The sequence below is a fragment of the Aidingimonas lacisalsi genome, from assembly GCF_008079445.1.
Classification (GTDB): Bacteria; Pseudomonadota; Gammaproteobacteria; order Pseudomonadales; family Halomonadaceae; genus Aidingimonas; species Aidingimonas lacisalsi.
Map to the genome: position 1 here is coordinate 672,457 of NZ_VRYH01000001.1, position 26,550 is coordinate 699,006.

Annotated in this window: 25 protein-coding genes; 8 read left to right on the forward strand and 17 right to left on the reverse strand. The window is 56.6% G+C overall.

Going from position 1 to position 26,550, the window contains the following annotated elements:
* Positions 1-11: 11 nt before the first annotated feature.
* The 4 genes from rbfA (at position 12) to pnp (ending at position 4,114) form a co-directional block, all read left to right on the forward strand.
* Entirely contained in the window at positions 12-419 is a 408-nt protein-coding gene (rbfA, locus tag FVV99_RS03085) for a 30S ribosome-binding factor RbfA (RefSeq protein ID WP_148252543.1), read from the forward strand.
* Entirely contained in the window at positions 419-1,345 is a 927-nt protein-coding gene (gene truB, locus FVV99_RS03090) for a tRNA pseudouridine(55) synthase TruB (RefSeq protein WP_148252544.1), read from the forward strand. Before rbfA ends, truB begins: the two co-directional genes overlap by 1 nt.
* 135 nt (positions 1,346-1,480) lie before the next feature.
* Positions 1,481-1,750, forward strand: coding sequence for a 30S ribosomal protein S15 (gene rpsO / locus FVV99_RS03095; RefSeq protein WP_148252545.1), 270 nt, complete (start codon positions 1,481-1,483; stop codon positions 1,748-1,750).
* Positions 1,751-1,975: 225 nt separating this feature from the next.
* The gene (gene pnp, locus FVV99_RS03100; protein ID WP_148252546.1) at positions 1,976-4,114 is read left to right on the forward strand and encodes a polyribonucleotide nucleotidyltransferase; all 2,139 of its coding nucleotides are present in this window, start codon (positions 1,976-1,978) and stop codon (positions 4,112-4,114) included.
* An 84-nt stretch (positions 4,115-4,198) separates the two neighbouring features.
* Here pnp and FVV99_RS03105 read toward each other — a convergent pair whose 3' ends face one another.
* The 10 genes from FVV99_RS03105 to dksA all read right to left on the reverse strand — a co-directional run bounded on the left by FVV99_RS03105 (position 4,199) and on the right by dksA (position 16,094).
* Positions 4,199-5,377, reverse strand: a complete 1,179-nt coding sequence (locus FVV99_RS03105; protein ID WP_148252547.1) for an acetyl-CoA C-acetyltransferase — start codon at positions 5,375-5,377, stop codon at positions 4,199-4,201.
* A gap of 132 nt (positions 5,378-5,509) precedes the next feature.
* Positions 5,510-6,373: a pantoate--beta-alanine ligase gene (gene panC, locus FVV99_RS03110; RefSeq protein ID WP_148252548.1), complete on the reverse strand. Its 864-nt coding sequence runs from the start codon at positions 6,371-6,373 to the stop codon at positions 5,510-5,512.
* Positions 6,373-7,164, reverse strand: a complete 792-nt coding sequence (gene panB / locus FVV99_RS03115; RefSeq protein ID WP_148252549.1) for a 3-methyl-2-oxobutanoate hydroxymethyltransferase — start codon at positions 7,162-7,164, stop codon at positions 6,373-6,375. Before panB ends, panC begins: the two co-directional genes overlap by 1 nt.
* Positions 7,165-7,312: 148 nt before the next feature.
* On the reverse strand, positions 7,313-7,810 hold the full coding sequence (gene folK / locus FVV99_RS03120) for a 2-amino-4-hydroxy-6-hydroxymethyldihydropteridine diphosphokinase (RefSeq protein ID WP_148252550.1): 498 nt from the start codon (positions 7,808-7,810) through the stop codon (positions 7,313-7,315).
* Positions 7,803-9,197, reverse strand: coding sequence for a polynucleotide adenylyltransferase PcnB (gene pcnB / locus FVV99_RS03125; protein WP_148252551.1), 1,395 nt, complete (start codon positions 9,195-9,197; stop codon positions 7,803-7,805). Before pcnB ends, folK begins: the two co-directional genes overlap by 8 nt.
* 955 nt (positions 9,198-10,152) lie before the next feature.
* A complete protein-coding gene (locus FVV99_RS03130; RefSeq protein ID WP_148252552.1) occupies positions 10,153-11,547 on the reverse strand; it encodes a sigma-54-dependent transcriptional regulator in 1,395 nt (464 codons plus the stop codon).
* Positions 11,525-14,485 carry an ATP-binding protein gene (locus tag FVV99_RS03135; protein WP_148252553.1) on the reverse strand — a complete coding sequence of 987 codons (2,961 nt, stop codon included), beginning with the start codon at positions 14,483-14,485 and terminating at the stop codon, positions 11,525-11,527. Before FVV99_RS03135 ends, FVV99_RS03130 begins: the two co-directional genes overlap by 23 nt.
* A complete protein-coding gene (locus tag FVV99_RS18635; RefSeq protein WP_201745013.1) occupies positions 14,475-14,651 on the reverse strand; it encodes a hypothetical protein in 177 nt (58 codons plus the stop codon). Before FVV99_RS18635 ends, FVV99_RS03135 begins: the two co-directional genes overlap by 11 nt.
* 35 nt (positions 14,652-14,686) lie before the next feature.
* Positions 14,687-15,574 carry a tRNA glutamyl-Q(34) synthetase GluQRS gene (gene gluQRS / locus FVV99_RS03140; RefSeq protein ID WP_148252554.1) on the reverse strand — a complete coding sequence of 296 codons (888 nt, stop codon included), beginning with the start codon at positions 15,572-15,574 and terminating at the stop codon, positions 14,687-14,689.
* 82 nt (positions 15,575-15,656) lie between these two features.
* Positions 15,657-16,094, reverse strand: coding sequence for an RNA polymerase-binding protein DksA (dksA, locus tag FVV99_RS03145; RefSeq protein ID WP_148252555.1), 438 nt, complete (start codon positions 16,092-16,094; stop codon positions 15,657-15,659).
* A gap of 222 nt (positions 16,095-16,316) precedes the next feature.
* Between dksA and FVV99_RS03150 the strand changes: the two genes are divergently transcribed.
* Both FVV99_RS03150 and sfsA read left to right on the forward strand, forming a co-directional pair.
* Positions 16,317-17,486 carry a pyridoxal phosphate-dependent aminotransferase gene (locus FVV99_RS03150; RefSeq protein ID WP_148252556.1) on the forward strand — a complete coding sequence of 390 codons (1,170 nt, stop codon included), beginning with the start codon at positions 16,317-16,319 and terminating at the stop codon, positions 17,484-17,486.
* Positions 17,487-18,212, forward strand: coding sequence for a DNA/RNA nuclease SfsA (gene sfsA, locus FVV99_RS03155; RefSeq protein WP_148252557.1), 726 nt, complete (start codon positions 17,487-17,489; stop codon positions 18,210-18,212).
* A 9-nt stretch (positions 18,213-18,221) separates the two neighbouring features.
* Here the strand turns inward: sfsA and FVV99_RS03160 are convergent, their stop codons facing one another.
* The 6 genes from FVV99_RS03160 to FVV99_RS03185 form a co-directional block, all read right to left on the reverse strand.
* On the reverse strand, positions 18,222-18,686 hold the full coding sequence (locus FVV99_RS03160) for a DUF4426 domain-containing protein (protein WP_148252558.1): 465 nt from the start codon (positions 18,684-18,686) through the stop codon (positions 18,222-18,224).
* Positions 18,687-18,719: 33 nt separating this feature from the next.
* Positions 18,720-19,319 (reverse strand): methionine biosynthesis protein MetW, encoded by a 600-nt coding sequence (metW, locus tag FVV99_RS03165; protein ID WP_148252559.1) that lies wholly within the window; start codon positions 19,317-19,319, stop codon positions 18,720-18,722.
* Complete coding sequence (gene metX, locus FVV99_RS03170) at positions 19,319-20,476, reverse strand: homoserine O-succinyltransferase MetX (RefSeq protein WP_148252560.1); 1,158 nt, start codon at positions 20,474-20,476, stop codon at positions 19,319-19,321. Before metX ends, metW begins: the two co-directional genes overlap by 1 nt.
* A 61-nt stretch (positions 20,477-20,537) precedes the next feature.
* Positions 20,538-21,128, reverse strand: a complete 591-nt coding sequence (locus FVV99_RS03175) for a YggT family protein (protein WP_148252561.1) — start codon at positions 21,126-21,128, stop codon at positions 20,538-20,540.
* A 24-nt stretch (positions 21,129-21,152) separates the two neighbouring features.
* Entirely contained in the window at positions 21,153-21,977 is an 825-nt protein-coding gene (proC, locus tag FVV99_RS03180; RefSeq protein WP_148252562.1) for a pyrroline-5-carboxylate reductase, read from the reverse strand.
* A gap of 38 nt (positions 21,978-22,015) precedes the next feature.
* Entirely contained in the window at positions 22,016-22,735 is a 720-nt protein-coding gene (locus FVV99_RS03185) for a YggS family pyridoxal phosphate-dependent enzyme (RefSeq protein ID WP_148252563.1), read from the reverse strand.
* 35 nt (positions 22,736-22,770) lie between these two features.
* Here FVV99_RS03185 and FVV99_RS03190 point away from each other — a divergent pair, with 35 nt between their 5' ends.
* Entirely contained in the window at positions 22,771-23,823 is a 1,053-nt protein-coding gene (locus FVV99_RS03190) for a type IV pilus twitching motility protein PilT (RefSeq protein ID WP_148252564.1), read from the forward strand.
* Positions 23,824-23,835: 12 nt separating this feature from the next.
* Here the strand turns inward: FVV99_RS03190 and FVV99_RS03195 are convergent, their stop codons facing one another.
* On the reverse strand, positions 23,836-24,972 hold the full coding sequence (locus FVV99_RS03195; protein ID WP_148252565.1) for an anhydro-N-acetylmuramic acid kinase: 1,137 nt from the start codon (positions 24,970-24,972) through the stop codon (positions 23,836-23,838).
* Positions 24,973-25,096: 124 nt separating this feature from the next.
* Between FVV99_RS03195 and tyrS the strand changes: the two genes are divergently transcribed.
* Positions 25,097-26,296: a tyrosine--tRNA ligase gene (gene tyrS / locus FVV99_RS03200; RefSeq protein ID WP_148252566.1), complete on the forward strand. Its 1,200-nt coding sequence runs from the start codon at positions 25,097-25,099 to the stop codon at positions 26,294-26,296.
* Positions 26,297-26,550 lie beyond the last annotated feature (254 nt).

Here is a 26,550-nt window from a genome sequence, read left to right on the forward strand (position 1 = left end):
GGCGGCCCCCTATGCGCGAATTCAAACGAACCGACCGCGTTGCTGATCAGCTGCAAAAAGAGTTGGCGGTCCTCATCCAGCGCGAGATCAAGGATCCGCGCCTGGGTATGGTAACGATTAGTGGTGTTACGGTAAGCCGTGATCTCGGCTATGCGGATATCTACATCACGCTGCTGGGAGAAAATGATCTCGCGCGTATCGAGGAGAACCTTGGGGTCTTGGCACGTGCCCGAGGTTTTCTGCGGAGCCAGATTGCTCGGCGTATCAAACTGCGCCATGTTCCTGAGTTGCGCTTTCATTATGACGAAAGCATCGTTCGCGGCGAAAAGCTCTCCTCGTTGATCGATGAGGCGGTGGCAAGTGACAGGCATCGTCACGGCGAAGACGATGAAGAGAATGGCGGTGGAGAGCATCACTGATGGCCAGGCGTCGTCGAGGAGTGCCGGTCAATGGCGTATTGTTACTCGACAAGCCTACCGATATGTCGAGTAATCATGCCTTGCAGCGTGTGCGGCGTCTGTTTCGCGCTCAGAAGGCAGGGCATACCGGCACCCTGGACCCGATGGCCACGGGGTTGTTGCCGATATGCTTTGGTGAAGCCACCAAGTTTTCTTCCTATCTGTTGGAAGCGGACAAGGTGTATCGGGCACGGATTCGTTTAGGGGAAACCACAACGACGGGTGATGCCGAGGGCGATGTCGTCGAGCGCCACGAGGTGCCGCCGCTTACATCAGAGAGTGTGGAAGCAGTGCTGATCCAGTTCCAGGGGGATATAGAGCAAGTGCCGCCGATGCACTCTGCCCTGAAACACAATGGCAGGCCCCTGTATGAACTGGCTCGTGAAGGAAAGACAATCGAACGTGCAGTACGTCATGTGACGGTTTATGATACGCGTCTGTTGTCACACGATGCCGAAGCGATAGAGCTGGAGGTTTCTTGTAGCAAGGGCACGTATATCCGAACGCTGGCTGAAGATATCGGCCGCTATCTGGGTTGCGGTGCTCATCTGACGGCATTACGGCGGCTCAAGAGTGGTCCTTTCGATAGTGCCGGCATGAAAGTGTTTCCGGAACTCGAGCGTAGCCCATCCGATCGCGAAGCGATGTTGTTACCGGTGGATTCCCTGGTTGTGCACTTACCCTGGCTGGCACTCAAGGATGGGGCAGCGTCCAGCCTGTTGCATGGACAGTCCGGCAAGGTCGAGGCTCAGGATCTTGAGCCTGACACGCTGGTTCGACTCTATCATGATGCTGCCTTTCTTGGGTTGGGCAGGATCAAGGCGGTGGGGCAAGTGGTGCCCCACCGCCTGAGGAATACCGCTGACGATGTTGTCAGCGGTGCATAATGGGAAGAGCGAGACGATCGCTTTTCTCCTCAGGTGGCCAATGGAAATCAATATGGCCATTAGCTAGCAGGAGACTGCAAATATGCGTGGTCTCCAACACTCATCATTCAGGCATATTGCATACTGGAGTAACAGATGGCATTAACTGCTGAAAAGAAGGCCGAAATCGTCAAGCAATACGGCCATAGCGATACCGATACCGGCTCCCCGGAAGTGCAAGTGGCTCTGTTGACGGCCAACATCGATGGCTTGCAGGATCACTTCAAGACCAATAAGCAGGATCACCACTCTCGCCGTGGGTTGATCCGGATGGTCAACCAGCGCCGCAAATTGCTTGATTACATCAAGCGCAAGGACTATGAGCGCTATCAGTCGATTATCCAGCGCCTTGGACTGCGTCGCTGATTTGGCGGACGACAATTCAAGAGGGGCTTCTTGCAAGCCCTGCTTCCAGGCCGGCTAATGCATGCACCTGGTACCTTCACGACAGGCAGCCCTGACATGGGCTGCCTGTCGCGTTTGGCACCAGGGTTTTTGCAGCTATGTGTGGCTCTGAATGCTACGAACTCCTAAAATGGTCACCGAGTCAAAACGACCAAACATGAAACAGACAAGTTGAAGGATGATACCGTGAATCCGGTCAAGCAAAGTTTTCAGTACGGTGGTAGCACCGTCACGCTAGAAACGGGCCGCGTCGCTCGACAGGCCACCGGTGCTGTGCAGGTGACCATGGATAATACCGTGGTATTGTGTACCGTGGTTGGCAAGAAGGACTTGAAGCCCGGGCAGGATTTTTTCCCGTTGGCGGTGTTTTATCAGGAAAAGACCTACTCGGTTGGCAAGATTCCCGGTGGTTTCTTCAAGCGTGAGGGGCGGCCCACGGAGAAGGAAACGCTGACTTCACGGTTGATTGATCGTCCTATTCGTCCACTGTTTCCCGATGGATTCATGAACGAGGTACAGGTGATCTGTACCGTGTTATCCGCTGATCGTAACCAGGATCCGGATATTGCCGCGATGATTGGTACCTCGGCAGCGTTGGCGATTTCAGGTATTCCCTTCAATGGCCCTCTTGGAGCGGCGCGGGTCGGCTTTACCGAAAGCGATGGATACTTTCTCAATCCGACCGTGGAAGCACTCGCTGCCTCCGAACTGGATATGGTCGTGGCCGGTACGAGCAAAGCGGTCCTGATGGTCGAGTCGGAGGCCAAGGAGCTGTCTGAAGACGAAATGCTGGGGGCGGTACTGTATGCTCACCAGGAAATGCAGGTGGCCATAGCGGCGATTAACGAGTTGGTCGAGAAGGCCGGCAAGCCGAAGTGGGATTGGCAGCCGCCGACGGAAAATACGCCCCTGAAAGAGGCCATGACCACCGGCTTCGAGAGTAAAGTGGGCGATGCTTACCGCATTACCGACAAGATGCAGCGTCAGGATGCGCTATCCGCTATCAAGGCGGAAGCTATCGAGCAATTGACGGGTGAGGCAGATGACTCATTCGATGCCGATGAGGTTGCCGATGCCTTTTCCAGCCTCGAGAAGCGAGTGGTTCGCTCGCGGGTTACCAATGGCGAGCCACGGATTGATGGCCGTGATCATAAAACAGTGCGTCCCCTGGATATCGATGTCGGTTTATTGCCCAAGACTCATGGGTCAGCGCTGTTTACGCGGGGCGAGACTCAGGCCATGGTCGTTTCGACCTTGGGTACACTGCGGGATGCGCAATTGATCGAGTCGCTGGAAGGTGAGCGAAAAGACCGCTTCCTGCTGCATTACAACTTCCCTCCGTACTGTGTCGGTGAAGCCGGTTTCATGGGGGGGCCAAAGCGTCGCGAAATCGGCCATGGCCGTCTAGCCCGCCGGGGCGTTGAGGCTATGCTGCCCAATGACGACGATTTCCCCTATACCATTCGGGTCGTATCCGAGATTACCGAGTCCAATGGCTCCAGTTCCATGGCCACCGTATGTGGTACCTCTTTGGCGTTGATGGATGCCGGAGTGCCGCTCAAGGCACCTGTCGCCGGTATTGCCATGGGATTGGTGAAGGACGGTGACAAGTTCGCGGTACTGACGGATATCCTCGGTGATGAAGACCATCTGGGCGATATGGATTTCAAGGTCGCCGGTTCCGCGGAAGGCGTTACCGCCCTGCAAATGGATATCAAGATCGAGGGGATCAACGAAGAGATCATGGAGACGGCGTTGCAGCAGGCCCTTGAGGCTCGTCTGCAAATTCTCGGTGAAATGAACCAGGTGATCTCGCAAAGCCGTACCGAAGTGTCGGAAAATGCGCCGTCAATGGCGACGATCAATATCGATCCGGATAAGATCCGTGATGTGATCGGCAAGGGGGGCGCGACGATTCGCAAGCTCTGTGATGACACAGGTGCCTCTATTGACCTCGATGATGATGGCACTGTGCGGATCTATGCGGATGACAAGACCGCTGCCAAGAAGGCAATCGACGCCGTATTGGAAATCACGGCCGAAGCGGAAATCGGCAAGCTTTACAAGGGCAAGGTAGTACGCATCGCCGATTTCGGGGCCTTCGTCAATATCATCCCGGGCACCGACGGGTTGGTTCATATCTCCCAGATCGTGCCCGAGCGTGTCAACGATGTCCGCGATTACCTCAATGAGGGGGATGAGGTCATCGTCAAGGTGCTCGATATCGATAATCGCAATCGCGTTAAATTGTCGATCAAGGAGATCACCGCGGAAGAGAGGGCGGCATTCGAAGCCTCTGAGGCGGAACCCCAACCCCAACTGTAAGACTTACGCTGTAAGACAACCGCCGTCAGGGGGCTATCCTGGCGGCGGTTGTCTTTTGGCAGCCCAGAAAATGCATGCAGCGCCTTAACGTTCGATGGCCAGTGCAACCCCTTGCCCGCCACCGATACACAAGGTGGCAAGCCCCTTTTTCGCGTCACGGGCTGCCATTTCGTGCAACAGCGTGACCAGAATGCGGCCGCCAGAAGCGCCAATGGGGTGACCCAAGGCGATGGCCCCACCATTGACATTGATCTTGCTGGTATCCCAATCCAGCTCCTTGTTCACCGCCAGGGCCTGTGCAGCAAACGCTTCATTGGCTTCCACCAGGTCCAGTTCATCCAGGCTCCAGCCGGCCTTCTCGAGGCAGCGACGCGTTGCCGGTGCAGGACCGATTCCCATGATAGCTGGGTCGACACCGGCATTGGAGTAACCGGCAATCCTGGCCATAGGCTCCAGGCCAAGCGACTTTGCCTTGTCGGCACTGCATATCATGACGATGGCCGCCCCATCATTAATCGATGACGCGTTGCCTGCCGTAACGCTACCGTCTTTCTTGAAAGCCGCTTTCATCGCTCCCAATTTTTCGGCCGTTACTCCGGCGCGCGGACCTTCATCGGTTTCGAATATTTCTGGGTCACCTTTACGCTGAGGGATCTCGATAGGGACGATCTGTCCTTTGAACCTGCCGGCATCGATAGCGGCGGCCGCTTTCTGTTGCGAGGCCGCTGCGAATTCATCCATGGCCTCCCGAGAGATACCGTATTTGTCCGCGAGGTTCTCGGCAGTGACACCCATGTGGTAGTTGTTGAAGCTATCCCATAGGCCGTCGTGTACCATGGAGTCCAACGCCTTCCAGTCCCCCATTCTCTGGCCGATTCGCGAGTTAGGCAGCACGTGCGGAGAGAGGGACATGTTTTCCTGGCCACCGGCGACGATCAATTCGGCGTCACCACATCGAATCGCTTGAGTCGCTAAGTGAAGCGCTTTCAGTCCTGAGCCGCAGACCTTGTTGATGGTCATGGCAGGAATGGTATCGGGTAGCCCGGCGTGGATCGAGGCTTGGCGAGCGGGATTCTGTCCGACGCCAGCGGTCAGGACCTGGCCAAGCAGGACTTCATCCACTTGATCGCCTTCGACACCGGTCGAGTTCAGGAGGTCCTTGATGACATGGGCACCCAACTCACTGGCGGGAATGCCGGCCAGGGAGCCACCGAATGTGCCGATGGCAGTGCGACGAGCCGCGACAATCACCACATCTTGCATAAAAGCATCCTCGTAACGGAGGTAGGATCTTCTAGCATAGGTGACTCTTGTGCGCCGCGACAATGACTCTTAAGGAGTAAATCGCGACATCGGCTTACTCATATGGGTAGCAAGAGCCAGGACCGGACGCACCTAACTAGCGTCATTTACGGGCAGGGCAACCGAGAGATTATCGATGAGCCGGGCCGGTCCGAGATGGACCGCCGCCAGGAGTACCGCACTGCGTGTTCCGGGGTGAACCTCGTCCAGGTCGGAGGCCTGTCGAAGCTCGAGATATTCGGTCGTGAACCCTTCGGCTGATAACTGGTGACATGCGTCGGTTAATACCACTTGCTCAGGGGTCCCGGCCTCCAATGCATCACGTGCCTTGCATAGGGTGCGATAGAGTCCGGGGGCTGTTAGGCGTTCCTCGTCGCTGAGGTAGCTGTTACGGGATGACAGCGCCAAGCCGTCAGCTGCCCTGACTGTGGGAACGCCAACAATATCGATGGAGAAATGCAGGTCATCGACAAGCCGACGAATGACGGTGAGCTGTTGATAATCTTTTTCGCCAAAGCATGCCAGATGAGGCTGGACCAGATTGAACAGCATGGTGACGACGGTTGAGACACCATCGAAGTGACCGGGTCGGTGGGCACCACAGAGTCCTTCACTGACTCCGCTGACCATGACTTTTGTATGGGAAGGCAGGCCGCGAGGATACAGCATGTCGGCGGTAGGTATGAAAAGCAGGTCACAGTCGGCTTGCTCCAGGGCCTGACGGTCAGCCTCCAGGGTTCTGGGGTAGGTGTCCAGGTCTTCGTCCGGGCCAAATTGCAAGGGATTGACGAAAATCGTGGCGACCACGATATCAGCACGGGCGCGGGCTGCCTCGACCAGGGCCAAGTGCCCGGCATGCAGGTTTCCCATGGTGGGTACCAGGCCAATGCGCTGTCCTGCCTCTTTTGCGCTTGCCAGCACATGCCGCAGTTCGCTGATATCCTCTATGATTCGCATCAGAAGCTGTGCTCCGCAGCGGGGAAGCGTCTCGCCTTCACGTCTTCATGGTAGTGACGGAAGGCCGAGGCAATGTCATCGGCGTCAGTGAGGAAGTTCTTGGCGAAGCGTGGTGTTCTGCCTTGAGTGACACCGATGACATCGTGCATGACAAGAATCTGTCCGTCGACATCGACGCCGGCACCGATGCCTATCACCGGTACCTCCAGAGTATCGCGCATGACTTGACCCAGTTCGGCTGGTACGCATTCGAGCAGAATCACCGACGCGCCTGCGTCAACCAGAATCCTGGCATCGGCAAGCAGTTGATCGGCGCGCTCCTGATCGCGTCCTTGAATCTTGTAACCGCCGAACTGATGTACGGCTTGCGGTGTCAGTCCCAAGTGAGCACATACGGGGACACCCCGTCGCGACAATTCCCGAATGCCATCGGCCATCCATGACTCGCCTTCGATCTTGATCATCTCGGCGCCGGCGCGCATCAACTCGCCGGCGTTCTGCAGAAGACGTTCCTGGCTGATATTGCTCATGAATGGCAGGTCGACCATCAATAAACTGTTGCCCTTGCCTTGAGCTGCACATCGTGTGTGGTAACGGATATCGTCCAGGGTGACGGCCAGAGTGCTGTCATGACCTTGCAGCACCATGCCGAGTGAGTCACCGACCAGAAGGACCTCAATACCGGCATCACTCGCCATACGAGCAAAGGATGCGTCATAGGCAGTCAGGCAGCTGAACGTTTCTCCACCACGCTTGTATGCTTGTAGCGTGCTAAGGGTGACAGGTTTCATAGGCGTGCTGTCTCAATCGTTATCGTGTCAGCGGCCATGTTCAATGGCCTTTGATGGCACTGTTTTATTAATGCCCTGTTACGCCAAGTGTTACATCCATGGCTTGTTTTGGGCGATCAGGTAACACATCTGCTGAAACACTTTACCGTTACGGTAACACGACCCGCAAGCCGTCATCAGGTAGCCTGCACGCTAATGTAGCGATATCCTCGCCTCCCGCCAACGACACGTGACCGGCAATATCGGCCAGCGGAGTGAGGACGAAGGCACGTTCAAGCATATGAGGGTGTGGAAGTGTCAATCGAGAAGTCTGCATCCGTCTCTCGCCATACAGTAACAGGTCGAGGTCCAGCGTGCGGGGACCCCAGCGGCGCTGTCGCTGACGCCCATGTCGTTGCTCCAGAGCCTGCAGTTGATCGAGCAAAGCGAGCGGTGATAGCCGCGTCGAGACTGCCACCACGGCGTTGACGAAATCCGGTTGATCCTGAGGACCAACGGGGCGACTGCTATAAAGGGGAGAGCAGCGGGTCAACTGAGTGATAGGCAGCCTGCCTAACTCCTCCATCGCACGCTCAATATGCAATTGAGGTGAATCGATGTTACTCCCTAACGCGATATAGGCGGTGGATCCTGGCTGATCAGTCATTCTGGTTTGGGGCGGACTGTCGGCGTCGTTTACGAGAACGCCGTTTTTTGGGACGACTGTTCGGTCCTGTATCGACCTTACCCAGTAGGCGATGTCTTTCATGGTCATCAGCCTCCTGGAAAGCAGACCACCACTGACCGAGGCCCGGTTCTATCTCACCGGCTTTCTCTCGCAATAGCAGGAAATCGTAGGCGGCGCGGAAGCGTGGATGATCTCGGGTCTGAAAAGCGCGCTTGCCGTTGCGACGTGGCAGGCGTTGTTGCAATTCCCAGATGTCGCGCATAGGCAAGCTGAATCGCTTGGGGATGGCGATGTGCTGGACTTCACGTGTGACGGCTTGCTGGGCAGCGGTTTGTTGTGCGGGAACGGGGGGCATCCCTTCGTCTTCCAATGTGTGTTGCCGCTGAACCATGCCAGGCCACAAGAAAGCGGCAAACAGGAATGCCGGCGTCACAGGGCGATCCTGGTGAATACGGGCATCTGTACTGGTGAGAGCCTGCTCAATCAGTGCTTCAGCCCAAGGCAGTTCGTGCATGGATTCTTCCGCTTCGGGAAACAGCATCGCGAACAACTGGTACTCCCTGAGCATTCGGAACGTGTCCAGTGCATGTCCCGCGAGGAAGAGCTTGAGAACTTCATCGAATAGGCGTGCTGGTGGAATCTGAAGCAGCAACGGTGCTAGCTCGTGGATTGGCGATGCGGTGTCGGCGTCCAGTTGGAAGCCTAGCTTGGCCGCGAACCGGACGGCTCGCAGCATCCGCACGGGATCCTCTCGGTAACGCGTTTCGGGATCGCCGATCAGGCGTAGCGTGCGAGACTCGATATCCCTGGCACCATCGGCCCAGTCATGAATCGAGAAGTCGGCAATGTTATAGTAAAGCGCATTGACCGTGAAATCCCGACGTCTTGCATCCTCTTCGATATTACCCCAGACATTGTCGCGCAGCAGAAGCCCCTCTTCCGACTGACGCGAGACATGTTCACCATGATCATCGTTGGGCCGCCCGCGGAACGTCGTGACTTCGATGATTTCCCGACCGAAGCGAACGTGGACGATGCGAAAGCGTCGACCGATGATGCGCGAGTTTCGAAAGAGATCACGCAACTGCTCTGGGGTGGCATCAGTGGCGACATCGAAGTCTTTCGGTTGTTTGCCAAGCAGAGCATCTCGAATGCAGCCTCCGACCAGATAGGCCTCAAAACCGGCGTTATGTAGTCGATAGAGCACCTTCAGTGCGGCATCGGAGAAGAGGCTTCTCGAGACCGGATGATCTTCACGAGGAATGATACGCATACCGGGTGATTGTCCGGCACCTTCCTGAGTGGCGAAAAAATTTTTCAAACGTTCACCGGGGTGCTGTAGAAAGCGGGTAAATCCTTTGAACATGCAGCGATCTAGACTCGCGGTTGGCAAAAGACTTCAAGTGTAGCCGACCACCGACACATTGGGAACCATATGTTGGGCCATGGGAACGCCTCGTATCTGTCGTCAGCATGGGTGGTGGCTTGCGAGCTACTATAGCAGGTGAAGCCGGTGCTAGCAGTTTCTCTTGCCGTTAGCAACGATATTGCTGGCAGCCTGAACTGGCAGGTAGGTCCCGAGCTGTAATGATGTAGAAAGGGGAGGCCTGATGGCCTCCCCTTAAAGCAAGCATTCAGCATCCATGCTGCTGATTTTTCTTCGTGATGGCGCATCGCCTTGAATACGCACCACGGTCATTAAAAATCATTCGGGTAAGCGATCGACTTGTTATTGGTGCTTGACCCCTGCACGACCGTCTCGTATTCAAAACAATAATCCAACCACGACGGTAGAGAAACTACCTTCCTTCGGCTTGTTATTCTTGTTGCCGAAGATGCATCTCTGACGAGCTTGTTCTTGTTATTGCCCGTACTCGATGCGTCGCGTCCTGAACCGGACCCTCGATGCTTTTGTCATTGTTATGACCGAGCCGCAACCCATTATGCCTTGTTGTTGTGTTGGCATGTGGTTGCGTTATGGCACTGACCGTTTGTTGTTGTTGGCGGTTGTGCTATGCCGAAACGATACCGCGTTGTTGTTGTTTGGCTGAACCGGATAGTCGGCGTTTGTCCGGGAATTGTTCTTCTTGGTCTATATAGTAGCAGAAGCCATGCCTATCAATAAAAAAATGATAAAAAACAGGTAGTTAATTTGGTGTCGAATCAATACGGAAGTCGAATCCGCCGAATGTGTTACCCGACATGCAGCCTGATGGGGCATATGCTGTGTGAGAAGGTAACAAATGGTGCGGAATGTCTATTGGTGGCTGCCGTCATCCCCTGGAAGCCCGCTGTCGCGGGCGTTAGACATTGGTCGTGACCTAGCTGGCGGAACGGCCGCGCGTACTCCGTTTGCGAGGGATTCCAAGACGTTGCCGGCGTTCCCAAAGACATTTGCGGCTGATTCCCAATTTTTGCGCCAGCTCGGTTTCACTCATCTGATCCTGGTGTTCCAGGACGAAATGCTGAAAATAATCTTCGAGCGAGAGCTCATCGTCATTGAGTGGGGCTTCGGGGTTGCTGAAATGCTGTCTCGGTGGCGATGCCGGCCCAGGGGGCGGCGCACCGCGGGGTGTCGCGATTGGCCGCAATCCCAGGTCGTCCGGATGGATGAGATGGCCTTCTGCGAGTATGACGCCACGTTCCAATGCATTTTGCAGCTCTCGGACGTTGCCCGGCCAAGGGTAGTCGCGAATCTCGCGACGTGCTGTGCGTGAAAGCTTGAGTCCTGGTCGATGATGGCGCTGACAGGCGCTTTCGAGCAGTGCGTCGGTAATCTTCAAGATATCGTCCTCACGGTCACGCAGGGGGGGCAAGTCTATCTGCATGACATTGAGGCGATAGTAAAGGTCGAGTCGAAACTCGCCGTTCCGCGACAAGGCATGCAGGTCCCGGTGAGTGGCTGCAATCAGGCGCACGTTGACATGCCGTGTCTCGATCGAACCTATCTTGCGGATTTCTCCTTCCTGAAGAACGCGAAGTAATCGAGCCTGGGCATCCATCGGCAACTCGCCGATTTCATCGAGAAACAGTGTCCCACCATCGGCGGCTTCGACGAGTCCGGTACGTGCAGCATTGGCGCCGGTAAAGGCGCCTTTTTCATGACCGAAGAGTTCGGACTCGATGAGTGTTTCCGGAATGGCAGCACAATTGACGCAAATCAGCGGCGCCTTGTTGCGTTGGCTCTGCTGATGGATGGCGCGTGCAACCAATTCCTTGCCGGTACCGGATTCGCCCTGGATCAAGACCGTCACATCGGCGGGAGCCGTCTTGCGAATTCGTGAATAGACAGCCTGCATGGCGGCACAGTCGCCGGTCATTGCCGGTGATTCCTCTTGAGGAGACGCGATTTCCGAGCCAGCGGTGCGGCCATATTGCTGTAATGTCTTGTCAACGGTTTCCAGCAATTCGTCATGGTCGAAGGGCTTGGCGATATAGTCCACGGCCCCCTGTTTGAGTGCATCGACCGCGGAACGCATGCTGGCGTAACTAGTCATGATCAGGACCGGCGTCGGTGATGCGATCTCGATCAGAGCCGTGCCCGGGTCGCCCGGGAGGCGCAAGTCGCCAATGACCAAATCGTAGCTTTGCGGATCCAATGACCTGGCATCAGTCAAGGATTCCGCTTCACTGACTTCATGGTCATGACGTTCCAGCAGCCGCCGCAGGGCGCTGCGGATAATGGCTTCGTCTTCAACGATTAGAATTCGGCTCATGTGGGGCGTTGCCATCCTCTTTGCTCAAGGGCAACCACATACTGATGCGGGTGCCATGCGCTTGGCCGGGGGGCGGTGACTCGATCCGAATGTGTCCTTGATGTTCGGCAACGATGCTGTAGGCCAGTGATAACCCCAGCCCCGTTCCCTCACCCACGGCTTTTGTCGTCGTGAACGGTTCAAACAGATTCTCACGAACCGATGGATCAATGCCGGACCCTTCATCAGTGACGGTCGCATGTACCCCGCCCTCCTCACTGGTTACGGAGATGATGATCTGGCCATCATCCGGACTGGCATCGCGGGCATTACTCAACAGGTTCACGAATACTTGCACCAACTGCTGCGCATTACCATCGACGTACAGGCTCTGGGGGCATTCATTCCGATAGCTGACATCCTGACGTGATCGTGCCAAATGGATCAAGTGCAGGGCTTCATCGATCACCTGGTGGAGATTGATACGAGTGAAGTTCGTCGTTTGTGCATGTCTGCCACCGTGCGCGAAACCGACCAGTGAATTGACGATGCGCGATATGCGGTCGGTAAGTTGTTGGATATGCTCAGCGGTTTCCAAAATGGCTGGATCGGTCGTGTCATAGCGAAGATTCTGAGCCAGTGATGATATACCGGTGACCGGATTGCCGATCTCATGAGCGACCCCAGCGGCCAATCGTCCGATGGATGCCAAACGCTCGGCATGGACCAACTCGTCTTCGAGCCATTTCAGTTCGCTATGATCCTCAACCAGGATCACGCTACCGCCCCGCTCAAGGTCATCCCCCTGTAATGACGCCTTATGAAGCGTTAAATAACGACGGCCGATCGTCAGTTCTACCGGCTGCTTGTAAAGTCGCTCCGCATCTTCCGTGAGTATCCTGCCAAGAAGTTCACCCCAGGGGGATGGCAGACTATTGCGATGAGCGCCGATGACGCTGTTGCCTTCGATGCCGGAAAGGTCACTGAGGGCATCATTCCACATTAACAGTTCGTCATCGTCTCCGAAGGCACACAAGCCAATGGGAAGCTGAGCCAACGTTCGACGGTGGTAGCGGCGTAGACCATCCAATTCCCTGGCTAGGCCGGTGAGTCGTGAGCGGTAAGCTTCCAGACGGTTTTCGACGAAGTGAATGTCATCGGTCGCCGTTTGCCCGTCACGGTGGTATGGCAGGTAGCGATCAACGATATCCTGTGCAACCGACGGTCCCATGAGCCCTGACAGGTTCGCTTGGATTCGGTCACGCAGCCGACGCAAAGCATAAGGCCGGTGTTCTTCGTCTGTCATGCGCAGGGCCGACATGGCACGATCGACTTCTCGTTCCGCTACGTCCCGGCCCAAGGCTGTCGCTAGTGAGCGCTTGCAGTCCTCCCCATTGGCCGCCAGCAATGGCAGTCGTTTGGGCCGAATGACGGCATCTACCGAACAAGCCTCTGCGGCAGCCCGTTCGCCTTCTGACGTGCGTGTAATCAGTGATACAAGGATGAATGTCAGGATATTGGCTGCTAGAGAGACGAGAGCCACGATGTACCAGGTGGGCTCCGTGGCCAGCATCTCCAGTCCCGGTGGAATGATGATCACGGGAGGGTGTCCACTTAACAGTGGCCACCATGAACCAAGTAACCAGATCGACAGCCCCGCCAGCAAACCGGCAACCATGCCCTTGCGGTTGGCCCCGGGCCAATAGAGTACGGCGAGTATCCCGGGCAGGCATTGAGCCATGCCGACGAAAGAGACCAGCCCTAGGCTCGTCAGGTCATTCTTGATGCCGACCGTGCGATAGAACAGCCACCCGCCAAGGATGACGATAGCAATGAGTGCACGTCTCAACCACAGTAGCCAGCGATACAGGTTCGGCTGTTGTGAGGGCGGGTGGGCGACGAGTACCAGATGATTGAGCATCATGCCCGATAATGCGAGGGCTATGATGATCAAGGTGCCGCTGGCAGCCGCCAGGCCAGCGATGAACACGAGTGAAGCCACCCATGGGGAGTCTGAGAGCCCGAAGCCGAGATAGGCACTGCCAAGAGTGCCTGGGTCGGCGCCGGCATGCTGGGCGCCCCAGAGGATCAAAGGGATGGGTAGCGCCATGAGTAACAGGTAAAGAGGCAAGCTCCAGCCAGCTTTCAATAGCGCGCGACGGGATAGCGTCTCGGCGAACGTCATGTGAAACATGTGTGGCATCAAAAACGCTGCAGCGAAGAACAGCATCAATAGGGTTCGCCATTGCCCGGGTTCGAGGCGTGTCACGCTCATCCGATGTCTGAGCCCTTCATTATCGAGCCAGTTTTGCAGGTCGGCAGGGCCGTTGAAGATGCCGAATAGAGCAATGGCTCCCAGTGAGAGCATGGCGACCAGTTTGACCAGGGATTCCAGGGCGATTACGGCGACGACCGTATCGTGACGCGCATGAAGCCGACTGTGCCGGGCACCGAAGAAAATGGCGAATAAAGCGATAAGAAGACAGAAAGCGAGCGCTAGTAACGCTGGCGAGCCGGCTTGTGTCAAAAGATGGATCGTATCGCCGAGCGTCTGAATCTGTAGTGCCAGCAATGGCAGAACAGCCAGCAGACTCACTATCGTGATCAGTGTGCCGACCCAACGTGAGCGGAAACGAAATGCGAACAGGTCGGCGAGCGAGGATAGTTGATAGGTTTGCGTCATGCGCTGGATTGGCAGCAGCAGCACTGGGGCGAGCAGGAAAGCTCCGGCTACACCGAGATAATAGGCGAGATAGCCGTAGCCGGATTGGCTGGCGAACTCCAGGCTGCCATAGGTAGCCCACGCGCTGGCATAAACGCCGAGAGCGAGCGTGTAGACTGCTGGGTGGCGTGCAATGCGTGACGGAATCCAGCCGCGTTCAACGGCTAGCGCGCAGAGGAACAGCAACGAGAGGTAACCGGTCCCCAGTAGGAAGACGCCGCCCAGACTAGCGTTCATCCAGATGCCTCTTTTGTTCCAGCCAGACAGAGAGAGCGATCAGGATGCCCCAGATCAGGAAAGGGCGATACCAGGCGATCCCGGGTGTCGCCCACCCGCTCATGAGCATGGGGGACAGCAGGTAACCGCCAAATACCAGAAACAGCATGATGCGATAAACGTACATGGTTGCTCCCAATCGAGTTGGCGATAGCAGTGATGTTAACAGGCTGGATTACGTCGTTGGGCGTGGGGTGTCAATTTTTCGATATCCCAATGCTGAATTGCATGATGGAGCTGGTCGTGGACTGGTGCGACAGCCAATTCTGCGGGGGGCGTCTGGTCGAGTGCGATCAGCGCTTGGTGCAACACGCCACGCACGGCATCTCCACTGACCGGTAGCGCCGGGGCGTGATTCTGCTTGGAAAGCTTCTGCCCATTGTCAGCGACAACCAAGGGTAAGTGCAGATAGCGGGGTTCATTCAGGTCCAGGGCCGCCTGAAGTTGGCGTTGCCAGGGCGTATTATCCAATAGGTCGAATCCCCGCACGACATCACTGATACCCTGAAAAGCATCGTCAATGACAACAGCGAGCTGATAGGCCCACAAATTGTCCTTGCGCTTGAGGACAACGTCGCCAAGCTGAGCTGGATCGAACTCCTGCTCACCGAATAATCGGTCGCACCATCGAATGGGGCGTCGCCCCAAGTCACTACGCAGACGCCAGGCTAGCGGCTTGTTCGGGTCACGAACACCGCTGCGGCACCAGCCGGGATAGATCGGATAGTCTTGCCATTGCTTGCGCGAGCAGCTACAGGGATAGGCGAGTTCCTGCCGTCGGAGCTGCTCCAGTGCTGCTTGGTAAGCGCCATCGCGATCATGCTGGTAGCACACAGTGTCATCCCAGCATAGCCCAAAGGCCTCGAGCTGCCGCAGTATCTCGTCGCTGGTGCCGGTAGGACAACGCGGTGGATCAATGTCCTCAATGCGAACCAGCCATTGGCCGCTTGCGTGTCGAGCATCCAGAAAGCTGCCCAATGCAGCGATCAATGACCCAAAGTGCAATGGACCAGAAGGAGTGGGCGCAAAACGTCCACGATAGGTACTCATAAGTTGGCGTCGTTCAACCAAGGATCCGCGAGCCCTCGAAGGGCTCGTCGGTCCGATATCGCGGGTCCATGACGATGGCCGATCAGCCGCCGAGCTGTTTCTCCTTCAGTTCGGCCAATGTCTTGCAGTCGACACAGAGCGTTGCCGTGGGGCGAGCTTCGAGTCGGCGAATGCCTATTTCAACGCCACAAGCATCGCAAAAGCCGTAATCGTCCTCATCGATCTTTTCGATGGTTTCGTTGATCTTCTTGAGAAGCTTGCGTTCACGATCGCGCGCGCGCAGTTCCAGGCTGAACCCTTCTTCCTGGGTGGCCCGGTCCGCGGGGTCGGCATAATTGTTGGCTTCTTCCTGCAGATGGCGGACGGTACGGTCGACCTCTTCCATCAGTTCCTGCTTCCAGCTCAGCAAAATTTGCCGGAAGTGCTCCAATTGCTTGTCGTTCATGTACTCTTCACCCGGCGCCGGCTCATACGGGGTGAATTTTCGGGGCGTTTCGGCTTTCTGTTGTGTTGCTGGCATGGGGCTGCCTCATTGCTTGAGTGACTGCTGATCAATACCTGACGCTGAGTGAGGTATCTCCCGCCAAAGGTCTGTTTGTTTAGCGAAAAATCTCGGCATTTGCAACCACTATAGTGATGGAACGTGCCATGCAAGATACTGGTTGCCAAGAGTACACTGTCGTTGGACCGTAGCATATGATTTCTGTGCCCGGTTCATTGTAGGGGCTCGCAGGAGAAGACGATGCGTTGGAGTTCAAGAGTCGACAACGTGCAGCCGTTTCGCGTGATGAGTTTGCTGGAAGCGGCGCAAGCACGGGAAGCAGCAGGGCATGATGTGATCCACCTGGAAGTGGGCGAGCCAGACTTTGCAACGCCTGCCGCTATCGTCGACGCTGCCCGGCAGGCGCTTACGGCCGGACAAACCCGCTATACGCCTGCTACCGGGATACCCGCATTGCGTGATGCCATCTCTGGATATTATGCAGACCAGTTTGGTGTTGAGCTGGAGCCGGAGCGTGTCATCGTGACGCCGGGGGCATCCGGAGCCTTGCTGTTGGCGAGTCAGTTGCTGGTCGAGCCAGGGACTCGTGTATTGATGGCCGATCCGACCTATCCCTGTAACCGGCATTTCATGGCGTTGGCGGGTGCCGAACTGGACACGGTTACCGTAGGGCCTGAGAGTGGCTGGCAACTGGATGAAGCGCTTGTGTCTGCTCACTGGCGCCATGATACGCGCTTGGCCATGTTAGCGACGCCATCGAATCCGACCGGCCATATGCTTGATGCGAGCCGGCTTGCCGCAGTGGTGCATGCCGTCGACATGCATGGTGGACACCTGTTAGTGGATGAAATCTACCAGGGGCTGACATACGATGTGGAGCCGGTGTCTGCTGTCTCGCTCACGCCGGACGCCTTCGTAGTGAACAGCTTTTCCAAGTACTTTGGGATGACTGGCTGGCGTTTGGGGTGGCTGGTGGCTCCTAGATCGGCTATCGAGCCGTTGACGCGCTTGGCCCAGAATATTTTCCTGGCACCCTCGACACCGGCTCAGTATGCAGCGCTGGCCGCGTTTGACCCTGCATGCCGCGAGGAACTGGAATCGCGTCGTCGTGAGCTGCATCAGCGCCGTGATGCCTTGCTGCGTGGATTGTCAGCTCTTGGGCTGGCCCCGTCAGTACCTCCCCAGGGGGCCTTCTACCTGTGGTTGGATATCTCCAGTTATAGCCATGATAGCCAGGCATTCTGCCGTAGCTTGCTGGAAGAAGAGAATGTAGCCATTACACCGGGCATCGACTTTGCCGTTCGTGGAGGGGATACGCATGTCCGTATTGCCTTTACGACCCGTATAGAGCGGCTTGAGGAGGCGGTTGAGCGCCTGTCACGGTTCCTGGCTCGCCAACCGGGGGGATGAATGGACTATCCTCGGCTCACGCCTGGCACACTTCGTCGCCGCTACAAACGCTTCCTGGCCGATATTGCCTTGGATGATGGCACGGTGGTGCAAGCACACTGCCCGAATACAGGCTCGATGCGGGCCGTCAATATTCCGGGAAGTCATGTCTGGCTGTCCGCCAGCGACAATCCTCGACGTAAACTGGCATGGACCTGGGAATTGGTTGAACTTCCTGGCGCTGCCGGTGGCAGCGCGTTGGCATCGGTGCATACCGGTCGCACCAACGACATTGTCGAGGAGGCGCTGCGGCTGGCCCTTCTTCCGGAACTGGCCGGCTATACGGCTATGCGGCGAGAAGTCGCTGCAGCGGGGGCTCGTCTGGATTTTCGGCTTGATTATCGCGGTGACGAGGCCTGTTTCGTCGAAGTCAAGCAAGTCACGTTGAGAGAAAGTGATGGCCACGGTTATTTTCCCGATGCCGTCAGCGTGCGTGGCCTCAAGCACCTTGAAAGCCTGAAGCAGTTAGCCGCACAGGGGCACCGAGCGGTGTTGCTGTTCTGTGTCGCACATACCGGGATTGCCGATGTGGCTGCGGCTGCGCACCTCGATCCGGCTTATGCCAACGCGTTGAGTGACAGCATCCAGCAAGGTGTCGAGGTGATGGCATACGGTTGTGAGGTGTCATGCATGGCAGGGGTGCCGCATGGTATTCGTTTGGCGAAACGGTTACCGGTCATCGTCTAAGTGTGGGCGTCATTCGCGATCGATGTAGAAGCGTTGAGCGAAGCTGACTGTTTCAGGGGGCTCGTCTGGGGAATAGGTCACGTCCAGTTCAAAGTGCATGGGGGCGTCTTCACGAATCCGGAAGGTGGCAATCTGATAATGCGCTTCACCGTCACGGACGTGCCTGAACGCCAGCTCTTCTGACTGTCCCGACGGCCCGCCGATACGGCCATCGACCATGGCGTCCACGTGTTCGCTTTCGCCTTTCCCGGCGTCTCGCAAGAAGCTGACATTCAACATGGCCAGGACCTTGCTGCGCTGGATATCGTGCATGCTGGCGATATCCGGGGACAAGAAGCTGGTATTCACGGCACTGTAGTGTATCTGGTAGTCCCCGACCCGTTTGGACTGCTGAGCATAGAGTGATGTCGCTGCCAGAAGCAGGCTGGCTCCCAGGCACGGGATGAGAGCGTGTAGATGACTATGGCATCTCATGCGAATTCTCCAACAAACTGGGCAGCGGCTCTGCTATGCCCCGTGGCGCCCGATACGGTAAACGGCGGTTTCTCCAAAGAGATTGGGCCATAGCTTCGCACTCCAGTGAGCTTCATGGTCTCCGTTTCCTACCGCTTGGTCGCGGATGATCAGGTCCTTGTCACGACATAGCCTTTCAAAATCATTAAACGTCGATAAATGGATGTTGGGTGTGTCGTACCAAGCATACGGCAACGACTTGGAAACAGGCATGTAACCCTTGAATCCAAGATAGAAGCGATGACGCCAATACGCGAAATTGGGAAACGTAATGATGCACTCTTCGGCGATACGCAGCATTTCGTCCAGCATCAGGTCGGGACGGCGTAATGCTTGCAGTGCTTGAGTCATGATGACGAGGTCATAGGCGTTGTCGTCAAAGTTGGCCAGCCCTTGGTCCAGATTTTGTTCAATGACATTGACGCCGCGTGCCATGCAGGCAGTAATCCCCTCGGGATCGATCTCGAGTCCGTAGCCACTGACGCCTTTCTCACGGGCGAGAGTATCCAGCAAAGCGCCGTCACCACACCCCAGGTCGAGAATATGGGCCCCTTCCGGAACCCACCGACGAATAAGAGCCAGGTCAGAGCGCATCAGTGGGCCTCCTTCAGAGACAGGTCACGGGCAATACGCCCCATGAAAGCGGAAAAAACGGACTGATAACGGGGCTCCGGAAGCAAAAAAGCGTCGTGTCCATGTGGCGATTCGATACGCGCATAGCTGACCGACTTGTCGGCCTGTATCAGCGCATCGACAAGCTCTTCGGAACGCGATGGCGGGAAGCGCCAATCCGAGGAAAAGCTGACAACCAGGAAAGGGCAGTTGGCTGGCGCCAGTGCAGTCGCCAGGTCGCCACCGTGAATGTCTGCCGGATCGAAATAGTCGAGCACCTTGGTCATCAGCAGGTATGAATTGGCATCGAACGACGTCGAGAATGTATCTCCCTGGTAGCGCAAATAAGATTCCACCTGGAACTCGACGTCATAGCCGAAATGGAAATCGTCTTCCCTGAGGTTGCGACCGAACTTGTACCCCATCGAATCTTCCGACAGGTAGGTGATATGGCCGATCATTCGGGCCAGTTTGAGCCCACGTCGGGGGATGGCGTCGTGCTCATGGTAGCGCCCACCATAGTATTCGGGGTCGGAACGAATCGCCTGGCGCGCGACCTCGTTGAAGGCGATGTTCTGTGCCGACAGCTTCGGCGTCGCAGCGATAATCAAGGCATTGGCAATACGTTCAGGATAAGCCAGCGTCCACTGGAGTACCTGCATTCCTCCGAGACTGCCGCCAGCGACTGCGGCGAAGCGTTCGATACCCAGCCGGTCGGCGAGCCTGGCTTGGCTATGGACCCAGTCGGTCACTGTCATCATGGGAAAATCGGGACCCCACACCCGTCCCGTTTCCGGGTCGGTGGAGCAGGGACCGGTACTCCCATGGCACCCTCCCAGATTGTTCAGCGATACCACGAAGAAGCGATTGGTATCGATACTCTTGCCGGGGCCGATATGCGCTTCCCACCATCCGGGCTTTCGGTCATCTTCATGATGATAGCCTGCGGCATGATGATGTCCTGATAGAGCATGGCAAACCAGCACTGCATTACTGCGTTCGGCATTGAGCTCGCCATAGGTCTCGTAAACCAGATCGTAACTGGGCAACGTCCTACCGCAAGCCAAGGTCAACGGGGTATCGAAATGTGCTGTCTGGGGTGTCACAAGGCCGACCGAGTCGGAAGGAATCTTGGACATTGTGGTATCGGTACTCTGCGAGGTTGATAGATCCTGCACAATCACTAAGTTCCTGTCATTGTTATAGGCCGATCAGTGCGCCGGATACACCAGCGGCACGCGTCAGGGAACTGACAACCAGGCCGTCGAGGAGGCTGATTGCGATGAATGCCACGATAGGCGACAAGTCAATCATGCCCAGAGGAGGGATGACCTTGCGTAGTGGCGACATGATCGGCTCGACCAATTGCATGATGAGTATCGCGCCGGGGTGACTGGCCTGGGGAGCGACCCAACTGAGAATGATCATGGCGATCAAGGCGAAAAAATAGATCTTCAGTATGGCATTGGCTAGCGCGGCCACTGTCCCAATGGCGACCCCAAGCAGGGGGGGCATGCCAAAGCCGGCGATCTGCAGAATCACGATGATACTGATGGCCTTGAGCAGAAAGCCCGCAGCGAGTGTTGCCAGATCGAAGGGGCCGACTGGGCGCAGAAACCCCTGAAATAATCCGACCACTGGCTGTGTGATCTTGACGGTCGACTGGCTGATGGGGTTGTAATAGTCGGCGCGGGAGGCCTGTAGCAAAAAGCGTAACATCAACAGGAACAAGTAGATGTTGATCAGCGTGTTAACCAGCAACAGGCCGGCATTTCCCAATTGACTGCCCATGGGGGCTCCTTGTAGCTGAAGAGTCTAACGGTTGCCGAGTTCGTCGGCCATCTCACGGGCGCGCTTGGCGCAGGCATCGGTTGCCTCGAGGAATGCCTGACGTAGCCCTGCATCTTCGAGACTGTATATGGCTTGTTCTGTCGTGCCGCCTGGTGACATGACATTGCGCTTTAGCTGTTCCGGTGACTGATCGCTTTGTTGTGCCATATGCGCCGCACCGGCCGCTGTCTGCAAGGCCAGGCGACGAGCACTTTCCAAAGGCAGCCCCAGGCGCACGCCAGCAGCCTCCAACGCCTCGAAGATCAGGAAGAAGTATGCAGGACCACTTCCTGATATGGCAGTGACGGCGTCCAGCAGTGACTCATCCTCGACCCATTCTACCAGACCAACCGAGTCTAGCAGCGTGCTGGCGAGCGCGCGTTGGTCATCGCTGACATGCTGGTTGGCGAAGAGGCCACAGGCACCGCTTCCGACCAGCGATGGTGTATTGGGCATACAGCGAACGATGGGCAGATTGCCCCCTAGCCAGCGTTCCAGTGCCTCGGCCGGTAAACCGGCGGCGACGGAAACGATCAGTGGGCGACGTGCTTGAACCGTATCGCGCAGGTCGGTGCAGACATCTTGCATGATCTGTGGTTTGACCGCCAGGACGACGACATCAGCGTCGGCAACGGCGGTTCGGTTGTCGGTCAGTGTACGGATAGCGAACTTTTTCTGTAGTGGTTCGAGATACGCTTCACTGGGGGAGGTAGCGGTAATCGCCTGGGGAGGATAACCGCCATCGATCATTCCGCCGAGAATGGCGCTGGCCATGTTCCCCGCACCTATGAATGTGACTTGGCTGGCCATTGATCTACTCCTTTTCAACTGGTGACTTTTTGACGGTCTTACGCGATCTCGACGGAAGGCTTTGGGCGTTCGCCAAAAATAGCCGTGCCCAGCCTCACCCAAGTCGCCCCTTCAGAAATAGCCGCTTCGAGATCGCCGCTCATGCCCATCGATAGCGTGTCCAGGGCCGCCTGTGGATAGCGAGCGGCCAAGGATTCTAGGGCCTGGCGCAACAAGGCAAACGGCTGGCGTTGTTTGGCAATATCGTCGGTAGGATAGGGGATCGCCATCAGGCCGCGCAGTCGCAATCCTGGCAATACCATTATGTCAGCGACCAATGCGTCGAGTTCGGACAGAGGAACGCCGGATTTGCTGGACTCATCACTGACGTTGACCTGGATACAAACATTCAGTGGTGGCATGTCCGCAGGGCGGTGTTCCGACAGTCGGCGAGCCGTCTTGAGCCGGTCGAGGCTGTGTACCCAGTCGAATCGTTCGGCGATCCTGCGTGTCTTGTTGGACTGGAGTGGACCAATGAAATGCCAGACGAGCTGATCGAGATCAGAGAGTGCTTCCTGTTTGTCCAGCGCTTCTTGCAGGTAATTTTCACCAAAATCCCGCTGCCCGTGGTGGTAGGCTTCACGCATCATGCTCGCGGGTTTGGTCTTGCTGACGGCTAGTAACGCGGCGGCGCTGGATGGGCGGCCAGCCGAATGCAGTGCGCGCTCCAGGCGGGAGCGGCTTGCGGCCAGTGTCTGCGAGATATCGACCTCTGTCATACTGGTGACGACCTTACGTGAAGCAGGGAATTAGCATGGATATTACCGAATTGCTGGCATACTCGGCAAAACAGGGAGCCTCTGACTTGCATCTTTCGGCGGGCATGCGCCCCATGATTCGTATGGCAGGCGACATTCAGCGGATGGAGGCGCCTCCTATGCATGATGCCGATGTGCGTGCATTGCTCCATGGCATCATGAATGACCGGCAGAGGCAGGCATACGAAGCGCTGAACGATATCGACTTCGTCATTGCCCCGTCGGGCATGTCCCGCTTTCGCGTCAATGCCTTCCATCATGGACGTGGTGCTGGCGCAGCTTTCCGTATCATTCCATCGCGCGTTCCAACGATGCAGGAGCTCGGGCTCGGTGAAACGTTCCGGTCTCTGGCGACGGCGCCGCGTGGGCTGGTGCTGGTGACGGGGCCAACAGGAGCAGGCAAGAGTACGACCCTGGCAGCCATGGTAGACCATATTAACGAGACGCGTCGTGGTCACATTTTAACGATTGAAGACCCCGTCGAGTTTCTGCATGACAGTAAACGCTGCTTGATCCATCAGCGTGAGGTTCATCGCGACACATCAGGATTTGCAGCGGCGTTACGAAATGCTCTACGAGAAGATCCGGATGTCATTCTCGTCGGGGAGTTAAGGGACACGGAGACCATTCGGTTGGCATTGGCGGCTGCGGAAACCGGTCATCTGGTGCTTGGTACGCTTCACACAACCTCGGCAGCCAAGACAATCGACCGGCTTGTCGATGCCGTACCGGGAGAAGAAAAAGCCATGGTACGTTCAATGCTCTCTGAGTCGTTACAGGGTGTCGTTACTCAGACACTTCTCAAACGGTTAGAAGGTGGACGTGTCGCGGCTCATGAAATATTGGTGGCGACTCCGGCGATCCGTCATTTGATCCGTGAGAACCGAGTGGCCCAGATCCATTCAGCCATTCAGTCAGGAGGCGGTTGGGGCATGCAGACTCTGGATATGTCCCTGGCGCATTTGGTACATACTGGTGCGGTCGCGCGCGATGAAGCGCAGGCCAAGGCATACGGCAGTCTGCCCGTGGCTGCCGATTCTTGTCCTTGAGCATGACCGTCGTCATGCACTGTAGATACCACCGAGGATGCGTGCCCCGCGCGCGGCAGTCACCGAAGGTAGGTTACCTGGCAGACCATTGAGCCGGCGTGACGCCAACCAGGCAAAGGCGCCGGCCTCCAGCCAGTCGGCGGGCCAGCCATATGTGTCTGGTGTAGTGAGGGCGATCTCCGGCAGTTGCCTGGCCAAGCGCATCATCAAGTCGCTGTTGTGTGCTCCACCTCCACAGGTGATCAATGACTTGGGTAACGGCGCCGCTTGCTGCCGACAGGCCATCGTCACGCCCATGGCGATCGTCGTGGCGCTCAATTCAGCCAACGTGGCTTGCACATCGGCTGGTGTCTCATTCTTCAATTGAGTGTCGAGCCATGACAGGTGAAACGCTTCTCGTCCGGTGCTCTTGGGTGGCGTGCGATGGAAAAAGTCGTCACCTAGCAACTGCGCCAACAGGCGACGGTCGACAGCGCCGCTGCCGGCCCAGCGACCCGCCGTATCGTAGTACCCGTTGTCGTGATGACGTTGATACCAGGCATCGAGCAGTACATTGGCTGGCCCTGTATCAAAGCCAATGATCTCGGCATTACTGGTCGTCGGAGGAAGTAGGGTCAAGTTGGCAAAACCACCCAGATTCAACACTGCATGCCACTGTGTTGGATGGCGAAATAGTTCAGCGTGAAAGGCCGGGGCCAAAGGGGCAGCTTGTCCGCCAGCCGCAAGGTCACGACGGCGAAAGTCGGCAACGACCTGACAGCCGGTGAGTTCCGCCAATAAACTAGGGTTATCCAATTGGTAGGTGTAAGGCGGTCCGGCGTCGCCCCGGTGTCCTGTAGGGGCATGCTCGATGGTTTGTCCATGGCTGCCGATAGCCAGAATCGATGTCCGTGGAGTGCCGCTGCTGGATAACAAGGCATCAACAGCTATGGCTTGCTGATGGCAGAAGTCATATTCCGATCGGGCAAGGTCGGCAAATCGGACCTCATCCGCATGACACAGGTGCAGTAGCCGCTTGCGAAGGCTGGCAGGCATCTCAATGGCTCGGGTCGCCAGTAGCTCAGGCGTCGAGTGCTCACTGCACCGGACCAATGCGGCATCAATGCCGTCCAGACTGGTGCCGGACATCAATCCAATGAATAACGACATGCACGAGACTCCTGGGAACCGGCCGACTCTCAACCAAGCCGACGAGTCATGCTATCATGTTGCGCCATCTGATCGTCGTATCGGGGTTCGACATGATCAACCGCTTTGAGTGGAGCAGGTGAAGATGACCGATGTCTCAAGCGCATTAGCGCTTCTGCAGCGTGGTACCCATGAAATTCTGCTGGAAGATGAACTGAGAGAAAAGCTCGCTTCCGGCCGTAGACTGCGAATCAAGGCGGGGTTCGATCCCACAGCGCCGGATCTGCACCTGGGACACAGTGTGCTGCTGACAAAGATGCGTCAATTTCAGGACTTGGGACATGAGGTTATTTTTTTGATCGGTGACTTCACCGGGCGTATCGGTGACCCCTCCGGCAAGAGCGTGACCCGCAAGCCATTGACCGAAGACGAGGTGAAAGCCAACGCCCAGACCTACCGTGAACAGGTCTTCAAGGTATTGGACCCCGACAGGACTGAAGTTCGCTTCAATGCTGAATGGTTCTCCGGTATGAGTGCTGCAGACATGATCGAGCTTGCCGGTCAGAGTACAGTGGCGCGAATGCTTGAACGCGATGATTTCGAAAAACGCTATGATGCCGAGCAGGCGATATCCATCCATGAATTTCTCTACCCTTTGATCCAAGGATATGACTCGGTGGCTCTGGAGGCCGATATAGAGTTGGGGGGAACCGATCAGAAGTTCAACTTGCTGATGGGGCGTGAAATTCAGAAACACTTCGGACAGACCCCGCAGGTAGTGATCACCATGCCGCTGCTCGAAGGTCTGGATGGTGTGCAGAAGATGTCCAAGTCGTTGAACAATTATGTCGGTGTGGACGAGTCCCCCGGTGCCATGTTCAACAAGCTGGTTTCCATGCCTGATTCTCTGATGTGGCGCTATTTCGAGCTGTTGTCCCTGAAATCCAATGAGGCGCTTGAAGGGCTCAAGCGGGACGTGGAACAAGGGGCCAACCCGCGTGATATCAAGATGGAACTGGCGCGTGAATTGATCGGTCGGTATCACGGAGAAGAAGCGGCTGCCAATGCGCATAAATCGGCCGGTAACCAGTTGGCTGAAGGCGAGCTGCCCGACGATTTACCTGAAGTCAGTGTCGAGTTCGGTGGCGGCGCACAAGCCCCGATCGCTGCGGTACTGAACCGTTCAGGGCTGACCACGAATAGTGCTCAGGCAAAGGACATGCTGGGTAATGGGCGTGTGAGAGTCGATGGAACCGTCGTCGATCGTGACCATATGTTGTCTGTCGGGCAGAGTTACATCATTCAAGCCGGGAAGAAGCGCATCGCTCGTGTCGTGCTCGATTAGAGGCTGTTGTGTTGCGTATTGACCGATATTCCATACCCCCTTGCGTTATCGTCACTGACGTCGTAGAGTACGCATCCGCTGCCGACGAGGGGCCATCCCCTGGGTAGTGGGCCGATACCGAACTTGTTGTTTTATGGGTTATTTTGGGTATTGGCGGCGTTACCGGGATTGACAGGTAGTGAGTTTCCGGTAGAATACGCCTTCCTCGCTGAGGCCCGGCCCGGCGAGACGCTCTTTAACAATCGATCAGGTAA

Excerpts from the sequence above, each read along its gene's own strand:
- rbfA (WP_148252543.1), top strand. The coding sequence starts at position 12 with ATGCGCGAATTCAAACGAACCGACCGCGTTGCTGATCAGCTGCAAAAA.
- truB (WP_148252544.1), top strand. The coding sequence starts at position 419 with ATGGCCAGGCGTCGTCGAGGAGTGCCGGTCAATGGCGTATTGTTACTC.
- rpsO (WP_148252545.1), top strand. The coding sequence starts at position 1,481 with ATGGCATTAACTGCTGAAAAGAAGGCCGAAATCGTCAAGCAATACGGC.
- FVV99_RS03105 (WP_148252547.1), bottom strand. The coding sequence starts at position 5,377 with ATGCAAGATGTGGTGATTGTCGCGGCTCGTCGCACTGCCATCGGCACA.
- panC (WP_148252548.1), bottom strand. The coding sequence starts at position 6,373 with ATGCGAATCATAGAGGATATCAGCGAACTGCGGCATGTGCTGGCAAGC.
- panB (WP_148252549.1), bottom strand. The coding sequence starts at position 7,164 with ATGAAACCTGTCACCCTTAGCACGCTACAAGCATACAAGCGTGGTGGA.
- folK (WP_148252550.1), bottom strand. The coding sequence starts at position 7,810 with ATGACTGATCAGCCAGGATCCACCGCCTATATCGCGTTAGGGAGTAAC.
- pcnB (WP_148252551.1), bottom strand. The coding sequence starts at position 9,197 with ATGTTCAAAGGATTTACCCGCTTTCTACAGCACCCCGGTGAACGTTTG.
- FVV99_RS03130 (WP_148252552.1), bottom strand. The coding sequence starts at position 11,547 with ATGAGCCGAATTCTAATCGTTGAAGACGAAGCCATTATCCGCAGCGCC.
- FVV99_RS03135 (WP_148252553.1), bottom strand. The coding sequence starts at position 14,485 with ATGAACGCTAGTCTGGGCGGCGTCTTCCTACTGGGGACCGGTTACCTC.
- FVV99_RS18635 (WP_201745013.1), bottom strand. The coding sequence starts at position 14,651 with ATGTACGTTTATCGCATCATGCTGTTTCTGGTATTTGGCGGTTACCTG.
- gluQRS (WP_148252554.1), bottom strand. The coding sequence starts at position 15,574 with ATGAGTACCTATCGTGGACGTTTTGCGCCCACTCCTTCTGGTCCATTG.
- dksA (WP_148252555.1), bottom strand. The coding sequence starts at position 16,094 with ATGCCAGCAACACAACAGAAAGCCGAAACGCCCCGAAAATTCACCCCG.
- FVV99_RS03150 (WP_148252556.1), top strand. The coding sequence starts at position 16,317 with ATGCGTTGGAGTTCAAGAGTCGACAACGTGCAGCCGTTTCGCGTGATG.
- sfsA (WP_148252557.1), top strand. The coding sequence starts at position 17,487 with ATGGACTATCCTCGGCTCACGCCTGGCACACTTCGTCGCCGCTACAAA.
- FVV99_RS03160 (WP_148252558.1), bottom strand. The coding sequence starts at position 18,686 with ATGAGATGCCATAGTCATCTACACGCTCTCATCCCGTGCCTGGGAGCC.
- metW (WP_148252559.1), bottom strand. The coding sequence starts at position 19,319 with ATGCGCTCTGACCTGGCTCTTATTCGTCGGTGGGTTCCGGAAGGGGCC.
- metX (WP_148252560.1), bottom strand. The coding sequence starts at position 20,476 with ATGTCCAAGATTCCTTCCGACTCGGTCGGCCTTGTGACACCCCAGACA.
- FVV99_RS03175 (WP_148252561.1), bottom strand. The coding sequence starts at position 21,128 with ATGGGCAGTCAATTGGGAAATGCCGGCCTGTTGCTGGTTAACACGCTG.
- proC (WP_148252562.1), bottom strand. The coding sequence starts at position 21,977 with ATGGCCAGCCAAGTCACATTCATAGGTGCGGGGAACATGGCCAGCGCC.
- FVV99_RS03185 (WP_148252563.1), bottom strand. The coding sequence starts at position 22,735 with ATGACAGAGGTCGATATCTCGCAGACACTGGCCGCAAGCCGCTCCCGC.
- FVV99_RS03190 (WP_148252564.1), top strand. The coding sequence starts at position 22,771 with ATGGATATTACCGAATTGCTGGCATACTCGGCAAAACAGGGAGCCTCT.
- FVV99_RS03195 (WP_148252565.1), bottom strand. The coding sequence starts at position 24,972 with ATGTCGTTATTCATTGGATTGATGTCCGGCACCAGTCTGGACGGCATT.
- tyrS (WP_148252566.1), top strand. The coding sequence starts at position 25,097 with ATGACCGATGTCTCAAGCGCATTAGCGCTTCTGCAGCGTGGTACCCAT.